General features: G+C 47.7%; 1 pseudogene. It reads left to right on the forward strand.

The features are described 5' to 3' along the window. A pseudogene (locus AAEY79_RS16295) lies at nt 1–239 on the forward strand (hydroxymethylbilane synthase); the annotation flags it as partial.

Here is a 239-nt window from a genome sequence, read left to right on the forward strand (position 1 = left end):
TGCTTATATTGAGCCAGAAGTGTCATTGCCTGCCAATGGACAAGGTGCTGTAGGTATTGAGTGTCGTACTGATGACGAAGCAATAAAAGCATTACTTGCTCCACTTGAGCACAGCGAAACACGTATTCGGGTAAATGCCGAGCGCGCTATGAACCGCCATTTAGAAGGTGGGTGTCAGGTGCCAATTGGTGCTTATGCGCTAGTTAACGGCGATCAAGTGCACTTACGTGGTTTAGTAG

Origin of the sequence: Psychrobacter sp. GW64-MNA-CIBAN-0177, from assembly GCF_040309585.1 — a bacterium.
Taxonomy (GTDB): domain Bacteria; phylum Pseudomonadota; class Gammaproteobacteria; order Pseudomonadales; family Moraxellaceae; genus Psychrobacter; species Psychrobacter okhotskensis.